The organism is Kitasatospora sp. NPDC097605 (assembly GCF_040302725.1).
GTDB lineage: Bacteria > Actinomycetota > Actinomycetes > Streptomycetales > Streptomycetaceae > Kitasatospora.
Window position 1 is genome coordinate 16010 of record NZ_JBEOSF010000030.1, and the last position, 12318, is coordinate 28327.

The window sequence follows — 12318 nt, forward strand, 5'->3', positions numbered from 1 at the left end:
CGCCGAAATGGAACACTCGATGACCGACCTCCAGGACCCCGCCGCCGGGTTGTCCGCGACCAAGCGCGCCCTGCTCGCCCAGCGGCTGCGCGCCGCCGCGGCCGTCCCGGCCGACGCCACCGCTCCCGCCCCCGCGAACACCGTCCCCGTCCGGCCCCCCGGCGCCGGGGTACCGCTCTCCAGCGGCCAGGAACGGCTCTGGTTCATGGACCAGTTCGCCCCCGGCTCCACCGCCTGGACCCTCGCCCCGGCCCGCCGGCTGCGCGGCCCGCTCGACCGCACCGCCCTCGACGCCGCCCTCACCGATCTGCTCGCCCGCCACGAGGCGCTGCGGATGGCCTTCCCCGCCACCCCCGAGGGCACCGCCCAGGTCGTGATCGCCGAACCCGGGCCGTGCGCGGCCGAGTTCGTCGACGCCTCCGACGACCCGGACCCGGCCGCCCGCGCCGCCCGGGAGCTCGGCGAGCGGGTGGCCGAGCCGTTCGACCTGGCCGCCGGCCCGCTGCTGCGCGCCCTGCTGGTGCGCACCGCCCCGGACGAGCACGTGCTCGCCCTGGTCATGCACCACATCGTCAGCGACGGCTGGTCGCTCGACCTGCTGCACCGCGAACTCGACGCGCTGTACGCCCGGCACGCGCACGGCACGCCCGACCGGCTGCCGGAGCTGCCGGTGCAGTTCGGCGACTACGCGCGCTGGCAGCGCGAGCGGCTGGCGGGCGAGGCGCTGGCCGCCTCCCGCGCGCACTGGCGCGAGGAACTGCGCGACGTCCCGGCCCTGGAGCTGCCCACCGACCGGCCCCGGCCGCCGGTGGTCGCCTTCGAGGGGGCCGCCACCGAGTTCCACTGGAGCCCCGAACTCGGCCGGGGCGTCGCCGCCCTGGCGCGCGCCTCGAACGCCTCCGGGTACATGGTGCTGATGGCCGCGCTGCAGACCCTGCTCGGACGGCACGCCGGGCAGCGGGACTTCGCGATCGGATCAGCCGTCGCCGGCCGCCTCCACCGCGAACTGGAGGGCGTGGTCGGCCTGTTCGTCAACATGCTGCCGATCCGGGCCCGGCTGGAGGGCGATCCCACCTTCACCGAACTGCTCCGCCGGGTGCGCGGCACGACGCTCGACGCGTACACCCACCAGGAGGTGCCGTTCGAGCAGATGGTGGCCGACCTGGACATCGAGCGCGACGTCAGCCGCTCCGCCGTCTTCCAGGTCAGCTTCGCCTTCCAGAACTACGGCGACCGCAGCGCCGCCGCCTCCCCCGACTCCCCCGGCGCGCCCGCCTCCGAGAGCTTCGGGCACGAGGCCGCCACCACCCGCACCGACCTCGCCTTCTACCTGCGCGAGAAGTCCGACGGCGGCCTGTACGGGCTGCTCACCTACCGCACCGACCTGTTCGACGCCGCCACCGTGCGGCGGTTGGTCGAGCGCTTCGAACTGCTGGTCACGGCGGCGGTGGCCGACCCGGAGCGGCCGGTCTCCCGGCTGCCGCTGCTCACCCCCGGCGAGCGGCGGGACGTCCTGGAGCGCTGGTCCGCGGGGCCCGCGCTGCCCGATCCGGCCGACGGCCCGGGCACGCTCACCGCCCTGCTCGCCGCGACCGCGCGCGCCCACCCGGACCGCCCGGCCCTGGAGTCCGAGGGCCGCACCGTCGACTACCGGGAGCTGGACGAGCGCGCCAACGGCCTCGCCCGGCGGCTGCGGGCGCTCGGCGTCGGGCCGGACGACCGGGTCGCGGTCTGCCTGGAGCAGTCGCCCGAGCTGGCGGTCGCACTGGTCGGCGTGCTGAAGGCGGGCGGCGCCTACCTGCCGCTGGACCCGGAGCAGCCGCCCGCCCGGCTCGCCCACCTGGTCGCCGACGCCGGGGTGCGCGTCCTGCTCACCGACACGGCGCTGCGCGAGCGCTTCCCCGGCTACGAGGGCGCCGCGCTGCTGCTGGACGGCGAGCCGGCGGAGCGCGACCCGCTACCGCTGGAGGAGGTCTCCGGACCGGACCGGCTGGCCTATGTGATCTACACCTCCGGCTCCACCGGCACCCCCAAGGGCGTCGCCGTCCAGCACCGGCAGATCCTCAACTACCTGGCCGGGGTGCGGGAACGGCTGCGGATCGAACCGGGCGCCGGCTACGGGCTGCTGCAGTCGCTCTCCTTCGACTTCAGCATCACCATGCTCTACCTCGCGCTGAGCACCGGCGGCCGGGTCCACCTGCTGCCGCGCCGCATCGCCGGTGCCGAACTCGCCGCGCGCATCGAGGAGTTGCAGCTCGACTACCTCAAGATGACGCCCTCCCACCTGGCCGCGCTGGGCGCCGACGCCCCGATGGAGCGACTGCTGCCGCGCCGGGCGCTGGTACTCGGCGGCGAGGCCTCGGCCTGGCCGTGGGCCGCCGAACTCGCCGCCCTCGGCCGGTGCGCGGTCTTCAACCACTACGGCCCGACCGAGGCCACCGTCGGCGTGACCGTCCACGAGGTCACCGCGGAGGCCGCCGGACCCGGCAGCACCCCGATCGGCACCCCGCTGGCCGGCGCCCGCTGCCACGTCCTGGACGAGGCGATGCAGCCGCTGCCGCCGGGCGTCACCGGCGAGCTCCACCTGGGCGGCGACCGGCTCGCCCGCGGCTACCTGGGCCGCCCGGACCTGACCGCCGAGCGCTTCGTCGACGACCCGTTCGGCGCCCCCGGCGACCGCCTCTACCGCACCGGCGACCTGGCGCGCTGGCGCGCCGACGGCACGCTCGACTACCTGGGCCGGGCCGACGACCAGATCAAGGTGCGCGGCTACCGGGTCGAGCCCGGCGAGGTCGAGGCCGCCCTCACCGCGCTGCCCGGCATCACCCAGGCCGTCGTGCTGGCCCGCGGCGAGGGGCTGCGGCAGATGCTGGTCGCCTATCTGGAGCACCCGGGCGACGGCCCCGCCCCGGTGGCCGCCGACCTGCGCGACACCCTCGCCGAGGTGCTGCCCGACTACATGGTCCCGGCCCGCTTCGTGGTGCTGGAGCGGCTGCCGCTGCTGTCCCACGGCAAGGTCGACCGGCGCAACCTGCCCGAGCCCGAGGAGCCCGCCGCGAGCGGCGAGTTCGTCGAACCCGAGGGCGAGGCCGAGGAGTTCATCGCCGGCATGTGGGCGGAGCTGCTGGGCGTGCCCCGGGTCGGCGCGCTGGACGACTTCTTCGAACTCGGCGGGCACTCCCTGCTGGCCACCCAGGTGGTCGCCAAGCTGCGCCGCGCCTACCCCGAACTGCCCACCCCCGTCGGGGTGATGGACCTCTTCAAGTACCCCACCGTGCGCCGGCTGGCCGCCCTGGTCAGCGACCCGCACGCCGACCGCGGTCCGCGCAGCCTGCTGCACCTGCTCACCCCGGCCGGCCGCAGGACCACCGCCAGCCTGGTCTGCGCGCCGTACGGCGGCGGCAGCGCGCTCATCTACAAGCCGCTCGCCGACGCCCTGCCCGCCGACTGGGCCCTGCACTCGCTCGCCGTCCCCGGCCACGAGCTGGGCGAGGAGGCGATGGACGTCGACGAGGTCGCAGCCGGCTGCGCCCAGGAGATCCTGGACAACGTCGAGGGCCGCATCGTCCTGTACGGCCACTGCGGCGTCGGCGTCCGGCTGGCCGTGGAGATCGCCCGGCGGGTGGAGGCGGCGGGCCGCGAGATCGACGCCGTCCACCTCGGCGGCATCTTCCCGTTCGCCCGCCCGCGCGGCCGCGGCGCCGCCGTCGGCGAGTGGTGGGCCCGCACCGCCGACCGGCTGCGCAGCGACCAGGGCATGATCAACGCGCTGGCGGCGGCCGGCCTGGAGACCGACGAGGTCGGCACCGAGCAGCTGCGCCTGATGGTGGCCAACCGGCGCACCGGCACCCGGGAGGCCGAGCAGTACTTCACCCGGCTGTTCGAGAGCGAGGACGGCCGGATCAACGCCCCGGTCTACGCGGTCTGCGGCGACCGGGACCCGGCCACCGAGTTCTACGAGGAGCGGTACCGCGAATGGCACCGGCTCAGTGACACCACCGGCGTGGTGGTGCTCGACGAGGCGGGCCACTTCTACCTCAAGTACCGGGCCGCCGAACTCGCCGAGATCGTCACCACCGTGCACCGCTCGGTGGCCGACGGCGAGGAGGACCGGCACCGGCGCACCGAGGGCGCCACCTGGTGGCTGGCCGGGCTGTCCCGCGACGCCGCACAGGCCCCCGCCGCCGCGTCCACCGCGGTCCGCCCGACCATGCGCCGCTTCCTCGGCGTCGCCGCCGGCCAGCAGATCTCGATGATCGGCTCGGCGCTCACCGAGTTCGCCCTGCCGGTGTGGATCTACCTCACCACCGGCTCGCTCGCCCAGTTCGGCCTGCTGGCCGCCTGCGGCCTCGTCCCCGGCATCCTCACCGCGCCGCTCGCCGGCGCCCTGGTGGACCGCGGCGACCGGCGCCGGATCATGCTGTACGGCGATGTCGCGGCGGGCCTGACCCAGGCGGTGATGCTGCTGCTGTACCTCACCGACTCCCTCCAGGTCTGGCACGCGTACGTGCTGATCGCGCTGCTGTCGACGGCGCTCACCTTCCAACGGCTGGCCTGGAACTCGGCCGTGCCCCAGCTCGTCCCGAAGCGCTTCCTCGGCCGCGCCAACGGCGTCGTGCAAATGGCCTTCGGCCTCGCCCAGTTCCTGGTCCCGCTGTTCGCCGTCGGTCTGCTGTCGGCGCTCGGCCTCGGCGGCATCCTCGTGATGGACGTCGCCAGCTACGTGGTCGCCACCGGCGTCACCCTGGCCGTGCGCTTCCCCGACGTGATGGCCGCGCGGCGCCGCGAGAGCGTCACCGCCGAGATCCGGGCCGGGTTCCGGCGCGCGCTCGGCAGCCGGCACTTCCGCGCCATGCTGCTGTTCTTCGCGGTGCTCAACATCTTCCTGTCCCCACTGTTCCTGCTCACCACCCCGCTGGTGCTCTCCTTCGCCCCGCTCGCGTCCGCCGGCTGGGTCTCGGTCGCGGCCGGGCTCGGCGCCGTGCTCGGCGGCCTGACCCTGCTGGTCTGGGGCGGGCCGCGCCGGCTGCGGCTGCGCGGCGTCCTGTTCTCGACCCTCGGCCTGGCCGCCGCCTGCCTGGTGACCGGCCTGCGCCCGAGCGTCTGGCCGGTGGCGCTCGGCGCGTTCGGCATGGCGTACGCGCTGGGTCTGGTCAACGGCGTCTACGCGACGATCGTGCAGACCAAGGTGCCGCTGCGCTTCCACGGCCGGGTGATCGCCGTCAACACCATGGTGGCCTGGTCCACCCTCCCGATCGGTTTCGCCGTCGTCGCCCCGCTCGGGCCGCGCCTGGTCCAGCCGTGGGTCGACGAGAACGGCGCGCTGGCCGACACCGTCGGCCGGCTGATCGGCACCGGCGAGGGCCGCGGCATCGGCCTGCTCTACCTGCTGTTCGGCCTCGCCATGGCGCTGCTGGTGGCCGTCTGCCTGGCGGTCCCGGCGCTGCGCCACTTCGACCGCGACGTCCCCGACGCCGAGCCCGACGACCTGGTCGGCCTGGCCACCCTCTCGGCCCGCGCCGAGGCCGCGGCCCCGTCCGACCCCCTCCCCGCCGCACCCTCCGCCGATCCCTCCGCCGCACCCGCGCGCCGTACCGGAACCGAGGCCGCCGTCCGATGACCACCACCGACCGGGCCCTCGGCACCACCGAGGCCGTCCACCCGCTCACCGAGGAACAGCGCCGGCTCTGGTTCCTGCAGCAGCTCCACCCCGCCGACCCCGGCTTCAACATGTACCTGAGCCGCCGCTGGAGCGGCCCGCTGGACGTCGCCGCGCTGCGCACCGCGCTCGACCGGGTGACAGCCCGGCACGAGCCGCTGCGCACCCGCTTCGCCCTGGACGGCGAGGCGCCCGTCCAGCTGGTCGAGGCGCCCGCGCCCGTCCCGCTCGACCTGGTCGCGCTCGCCCCCGGCGCGGGCGAACAGGACTTCACCGAGGCCTGCCGGCCCACCGTCAACACGCCCTTCGACCTCGCCGCACGCCCGCCGCTGCGCGCCGTCCTGGTCTCCTCCGGCCCGGGCGAGCACGCGCTGATGCTGGTCGTCCACCACATCGTCTCGGACGGCTGGTCGTTCAAGATCCTCTGGCGCGAACTGCTCGCGCTGTACCGGGAGGCGCTCGGCGAGGCCGCGGCCGACCTCGCGCCGCTCGCCCTGCGGTACGGCGACGTCGCGCGCGCCGAGCAGGAGCGCGCGGCGGCCGGCGGCGCCGAGGCGGCGTTCCGCTACTGGGCGGAGAAGCTGGCCGGCACCGGCCGGCTGCGGCTGCCGCTGGACCACCCCCGCCCGGCCGAGCCGCAGCACCCGGCGGGCTTCGCCGCGGTCGCGCTGGACCCGGAGTTGACGGCGGCCCTGGACGCGCTCGCCCGGCGCGAGCGCTGCACCCCGTTCATGGTGCTGCTGGCCGCCTACCAGTGCGTGCTGGCCCGCTGGACCGGCAGCACCGACTTCGTGGTCGGCACCCCGCTCGCCGGCCGCACCGAGGCGGCCCAGGAGGCGCTGGTCGGCTATTTCGCCCGCACCGGCGTGCTGCGCGCCGACCTCACCGGCGAGCCCGACTTCCGCGCCGTGCTGCACCGCGTCCGCACGGCCACCCTGGGCGCGCTCAGCCACCAGGACGTCCCGCTGGAACGGCTCGCCGCCCACCTGGACCTGCCCGCCGAGGCCGGCGCGGCGCCGCTCTACCAGGCGGTGTTCGTCCACCAGAGCCAGTACGACCTGGCCGGCGAGGACGGCGGCGTCCCGCTGCCCGCCGGGGTGCGCACGGCCTCCATGGACTCCGGCTTCGAGCGCGCCAAGACCGACCTGCTGCTGGACAGCTGGCGCACCCCGGACGGCGGTCTGACGCTCTCCTTCTGCTTCGACCGGGAGGTCCTCGACCCGGCGACGGTGGCCGCGCTCGGCACCCGTTGCCGGTCGCTGCTGGCCGCCGCCGTCGAGGACGCCACGGTGCCGCTGCACGGCGACTGGCTGATCGGGGCGCAGGAGCGCGCCGAGCTGCTCGCCCTCGGCGCGGGCCCGGTGGCCCCGTCCGACGCCCGCCCCGTGCTCGCCCGCTTCGCCGAACGGGTCGCCGCCGCCCCGGACGCCCCCGCCCTGGAGTGCGACGGCCGCGTCCTGACCTATGCCGAACTCGACCGCCGCGCCGGCGAACTGGCCGAACGGCTCGGCCCGGTCGCCGGACAGCTGGTGGCCGTCCGGCTGGCCCCCTCCTTCGAGCTGGTCACCGCCCTGCTGGCGATCTGGAAGGCCGGCGCCGGCTATCTGCCGCTCGACCCGGCCCACCCGGAGGAGCGGCGCCGGCTGATGGTGCGCGAGTCCGGCGCCGTCCGGCTGCTGACCGACGAGGGCGGCGCGGGCCTGCGCGTCCTGCCCGGCGGCGATCCGGCCGGGTCCGGGGAGCGGGCGGACCTCGCCTACGTCCTCTACACCTCCGGCTCCACCGGCACCCCCAAGGCCGTCGCCGTCGACCACGCCGCGCTGGCCGCCCGGGTCGACTGGATGGCCGGCCCCGACGGCTACCGCCTCACGCCCGGGGACCGGATCGTCCAGTTCGCCTCGATCGGCTTCGACACCCACGCCGAGGAGCTGTGGCCCGCCCTGGCCACCGGCGCGTGCGTCGTGCTGCTCCCCGGCGGCGGCCGGACCCTGCCCGAGCTGCTGCGCGGCCCGCACGGCCCGGCGGTCACCGTGCTCGACCTGCCGACCGCCTACTGGGAGGAGCTGGTCTCGCACGACGACCGCACCCCCTGGCCGGCCGCCCTGCGGCTGGTGGTGCTCGGCGGCTCCGAGGCCCGCGCCGACGCCGTCGCCCGCTGGCGGGAGCGGCACGGCGACACCGTCCGGCTGGTCAACACCTACGGCCCGACCGAGGCCACCGTCATCGTCACCGCCGCCGACCTCCGCGCCCCGGACGCCGGCCGCCGCCCACCGCTCGGCCGCCCGCTGCCCGGCGTACGGCTGTACGTGCTCGACGAGCGCGGCGCCCTGCTGCCGCGCGGCTCGGAGGGCGAGCTGTCCATCGGCGGCACCGGCCTGGCCCGCGGCTACCTGGGCCGTCCCGACCTGACCGCCGCCGCGTTCGTCGAGGACCCGTTCGCGGGCGGGCGGATGTACCGCACCGGCGACCGCGCCCGCTGGCGCACCGACGGGTCCCTCGACTACCTCGGGCGCACCGACGAGCAGATCAAGCTGCGCGGCTACCGGATCGAACCGGCCGAGATCGAGGCGGCCCTGACCGGGCACCCGGACGTCCTGCGCGCCGCCGCCGTCGTGCTCGGCGGCCGGCGCCTGGTCGCCTACGCCGTCCCGGCGCCCGGTGCCGAGCCCGCGCCCGCGCCCGCCGCGCTGCGTGAGCACCTGGCCGTCCGGCTTCCCGCCTACCTGGTCCCCGACACGGTCGTCCTCCTCGACACCCTGCCGCTGACCCTCAACGGCAAGCTCGACACCGCCGCCCTCCCCGAACCGGCCCCGGCCGCCACCGGCCGGTACGTGGCCCCGCGCACCGACGCCGAGCAGCTGGTCACCCAGCTCTGGCAGGAGGTCCTCGGGCTCGACCGGGTCGGCGTCCTCGACGACTTCTTCGACCTCGGGGGGGACTCGCTGCTGGTCACCCGGGTGGTCGCCCGGATCCGCGCGGGTGTGGGCCTGGACGTGCCGATCCGCGACGCCTTCGAGCTCTCCACGGCGGCCGCCCTCGCGGCGCGCGTGGAGGAACTGCTCATCGCGGAGATCGAGGCCCTGAGTGAGGACGAGGCCGCCGATCGCCTTTCCGACTGACCGGATGACCGGCTGACCGTGACGGGGGCAGGCTGCGCGCCTGCCCCCGTCTCTCATCGCGCCCGCGCCTCGGCGGCGGCCTTCAGGTCGGTCAGCCAGCCCTCCAGGCCCGCCCCGAGGATCGCGGTCGCCCTCGGCACGTCGGCGTCGACCTGCGGCCCGGTGTGGGTCTCCTCGGTGCTCACCTTCACCCCACCCTTGACCCTGGCGAAGTTCCAGACGTGCACCCCGTCGATGTGCGCCCCCTCGCCGACGGCCGGGCCGGTCCAGCGGATGCAGGAGCCGTCCCGGACCTGCCGGACGGTCGAGGTGATGTCCAGGCTGGTCGCCGGGATCCCGGTCCCGGGCGGCACCGGCGTCGTCCAGTGGAACGCCGACCCGGCGCGGAAACGCCCGTGGTCCAGCCGCTCCGCGCTCGTCACCGGCCCCTGCCAGGACGGCCAGCGGTCCACCTCCGTCTGCAGCTTCCAGATCACGTCCAGCGGCGCGTCGATCACCGCCTCCGTCCGGTACCGGACCTGCGCCCCGGGGTCGACGCCCGCGCCCCGGCAGGTCAGCCCCCCGACCGGCGCGACCGGCGCCGCCCCGGCGGGCGCGGCGGCCCCGCCGAGGATGCCGACCACCAGCGGAACGACGGCGACTCGAATACCCCACATGGCATTCCCTTCCCTAGCGCTCATCACGTTCGTTATATGCTCTAACTCCATCGCCTCAATAGTCAATAGCTTCCGTGATAGGTTCTAACCATGGCGAAGAGCGACCCCACCACCCCCCGCGAGCGCTACCGCACCCAGGTCCGCGCCGAGGTCATGGAACGCGCCTGGGAGCAGATCGCCACCGCCGGTGCCTCCGCGCTCTCCCTCAACGCGATCGCCAAGCAGATGGGCATGAGCGGCCCCGCCCTCTACCGCTACTTCGCCAACCGCGACGAGCTGATCACCGAACTCGTCCGCGAGGCCTACCGCAGTCTCGCCGACACCCTCGCCGCGGCCGCCGCCGACGGTGCCGGCCTGGCCGCCCTCGCCCGCACCCTGCGCACCTGGGCCCTCGCCGACCCCCAGCGCTACCTGCTGGTCTACGGCACCCCGATCCCCGGCTACCGGGCCCCCGAGGACACCACCGCCATCTCCCGGGAGATCGCCGGCACCCTCCTCGACGCCTGCGCCGCCGCCCTCCCCCCGAACACCCCCGCCACCCCCCTCAGCACCCACCTCGCCGCCCACCGCACCTGGGCCGCCACCCACCCCGCCCCACCCGAGGCCCTCGCCCTCTTCCTCACCCTCTGGACCCGCCTCCACGGCGTCCTCTCCCTCGAACTCGCCGGCCACTTCACCGGCATGCGGTTCGCCCCCGAAACCCTCTTCGAAGCCGAACTCACCGCCCTGCTCCCCTGACCGCCCGGCCCCGCACCGTCCGTCCGACCGGGCACCCGCGCCACCTGATGGCCACGGAGGCTGTAGCGGTTGGGTAACTCGGGAGACAGGACGGGACCGGTTGGCACAGAGTCACGTCATGGCTGATCTCTCCTCCTCGTCGTTCCCGGCTTCCTACCAGCGGCGCGCGGCGACCGTCGGCGATGCCCGCGCGGTGTACGCGTTGGTCTCCGCCTGCGAGCGCGAACTCCTGGGCCGTCCCGACACCGAGCCCGACCGCATCGCCGCGGACCTCACGCTGCCCGGTCTCGACCCGGCTGTCGACACGCTCCTCGTACACGACGCGGCCGGGTGTCTCGCGGGGTGGGCCTGGGTGCACGGCGGTCGGCGCAGTGCGGTCGACGTCCACCCCGGGCACCGGGGACGAGGGTTGGGCGGCGCGCTGCTCGACTGGGCCGAGGCGCGGGCACGGCAGGCGGGTGGTGAACGGCTCAGCCAGACGGTCTGGGACAGCGATCGGGCGGCGGTGGAGCTGGTGCGATCACGGGGGTACGAGCCGTTCGTCACCCAGTGGCAGCTGGAGATCGAGATGCCCGCCGAACCGGTGGTGCCCGGCCCGCCGCCCGGCATCACCGTGCGTTGCTTCCAACCCGGTGACGAGCAGGCCGCCTACCAGCTCACCGAGGACGCCTTCGACGAGTGGCAGAAGCGGCGGAAGCCCTACGAGGAGTGGGCCCGGCACACCGTCGAGCGCGACACGTTCGCCCCGGCGCTCTCATCGGTGGCGTTCGCCGGTGACCTGATGGTCGGCGCGGTGCTGTCGCTGAACGTCCCGGACACCGGCGAGGGATACGTCGAGCGGGTCGCCGTCCGGAAGGACCACCGCAACCGGGGGATCGCCCGCCTGCTGCTGCGGACGTCGTTCCGGGCCTTCTACCGCCAAGGCCGCCGCACGTGCACGCTGTGGACCCACTCGGAGACCGGCGCGCTCTCCCTCTACCAGCGGGTGGGCATGACGGTCCGCCGCAGCTCCGCCGTCTACGGCAAGGCGCTCGGCACCGAGTAGCCACTCGTCCCGATCCGGCGGACAGCCCATCCTGCCGGGACATCTCGGCTACGCTCGCCATGATCAGGGGCGGAATCGAACGAGGGGGTACGACCGTGCCGTACGACACCGGCGCAAGGGTGAAGTTGACCAGGGACGTGCCGGTCACCGCGGTCGGCGCGGTGACCACCGGCGGCTTCCCCGGGGCGCTGTACCTGGCCGAGGGGTTGGCGGGCGTCGTCACGGGCGTCACGAAGGGCGGCGGCGGCACGGCCGAGGACATGCTGGCGAGCTTCGACCAGCAGATCCGCGACAGCCACCTCCCGGGCTTCTCGGCCGCCCTGGTCGACGACCTCCGTCAGCAGTTCATCCAACGGGGAGCGTTCGCCACCGGCATCGGCACGCCGACCAGGTACAAGGTGCGCTTCGAGAACGGATTCGTGCTCGACGGCCTCGAAGAGAACTGGCTGGCCGCAGCTTGATCGGTCCTGGCGGCTGCGGCAACGGTGATGATGCCGAGGTGGACCGGGCCGCGCTTGTCGTAGCGGGGTGCGGCCGTCCACCTCGTGAGCCCGCTCGCAGGTGGACGGCAGTCTCCTCGCCGCGTCGGCCTCGGCCACCGTGGTCTACACGTCGAACAGCGGCTCCTCGGCCGGCGCCGGCTCGGGTGCCAGGACGGCGCGGAGGGTCTTGACGGTGCGGCGCCAGTCCGCGCTCTCCTCGGTCTCGTCCCAGAGTTCGGCGAGTTCGGACTCGTCGGCGACTATGCGGTCGAGGGCCGCGGCGGCGAGCGGGCGGAGGTCGGCGGGGAAGGCGGGGAGGGGCTCGTCGGGGCCGTAGCTGGTGGTGACGGGCTCGCCGTCGGGGCACTGGGAGGCGACGAGGGCGGCGGCGGCCACGGCCTGCGCGGCCTCGTAGCAGTCCAGGTAGTCCTCGGCCCCGGTGTCGGCCGCGAGCGCCAGGACGCGGCGGACCAGGGCCTCCCGCTCGGCCGCGGGCGTCTCGTCCAGCGTGCCGGAGAAGTCCGCGGCGGTGTCGTTGTCGAAGTGGCCGATGTCCCAGGTACCCACAGTGATCTCCTAGCTCGATTCGTTCACGGGGATCCTCGCACCGGCCACTGAC

7 protein-coding genes are annotated in these 12318 nt (G+C 75.1%); 5 read left to right on the forward strand and 2 right to left on the reverse strand.

The features are described 5' to 3' along the window. Positions 1 to 19: 19 nt before the first annotated feature. Positions 20 to 5620, forward strand: coding sequence for a non-ribosomal peptide synthetase/MFS transporter (locus tag ABTX81_RS27815; protein ID WP_350550834.1), 5601 nt, complete (start codon positions 20 to 22; stop codon positions 5618 to 5620). Continuing rightward, entirely contained in the window at positions 5617 to 8778 is a 3162-nt protein-coding gene (locus ABTX81_RS27820; RefSeq protein WP_350550836.1) for a non-ribosomal peptide synthetase, read from the forward strand. The genes ABTX81_RS27815 and ABTX81_RS27820 overlap by 4 nt, the downstream gene beginning before the upstream one ends. Positions 8779 to 8831: 53 nt before the next feature. Here ABTX81_RS27820 and ABTX81_RS27825 read toward each other — a convergent pair whose 3' ends face one another. Next, a complete protein-coding gene (locus ABTX81_RS27825) occupies positions 8832 to 9434 on the reverse strand; it encodes an SRPBCC family protein (RefSeq protein WP_350550838.1) in 603 nt (200 codons plus the stop codon). 90 nt (positions 9435 to 9524) lie between these two features. On the opposite strand from ABTX81_RS27825, the gene ABTX81_RS27830 reads away from it, so the two are divergent. The 3 genes from ABTX81_RS27830 to ABTX81_RS27840 all read left to right on the forward strand — a co-directional run bounded on the left by ABTX81_RS27830 (position 9525) and on the right by ABTX81_RS27840 (position 11678). Continuing rightward, the gene (locus ABTX81_RS27830) at positions 9525 to 10172 is read left to right on the forward strand and encodes a TetR/AcrR family transcriptional regulator (RefSeq protein ID WP_350550840.1); all 648 of its coding nucleotides are present in this window, start codon (positions 9525 to 9527) and stop codon (positions 10170 to 10172) included. 118 nt (positions 10173 to 10290) lie between these two features. Continuing rightward, positions 10291 to 11217 carry a GNAT family N-acetyltransferase gene (locus ABTX81_RS27835; RefSeq protein ID WP_350550842.1) on the forward strand — a complete coding sequence of 309 codons (927 nt, stop codon included), beginning with the start codon at positions 10291 to 10293 and terminating at the stop codon, positions 11215 to 11217. A 95-nt stretch (positions 11218 to 11312) separates the two neighbouring features. Beyond that, complete coding sequence (locus tag ABTX81_RS27840; protein ID WP_350550844.1) at positions 11313 to 11678, forward strand: hypothetical protein; 366 nt, start codon at positions 11313 to 11315, stop codon at positions 11676 to 11678. 144 nt (positions 11679 to 11822) lie between these two features. Here the strand turns inward: ABTX81_RS27840 and ABTX81_RS27845 are convergent, their stop codons facing one another. Then, a complete protein-coding gene (locus tag ABTX81_RS27845; RefSeq protein ID WP_350550846.1) occupies positions 11823 to 12266 on the reverse strand; it encodes a DUF4259 domain-containing protein in 444 nt (147 codons plus the stop codon). Positions 12267 to 12318: the final 52 nt, after the last annotated feature.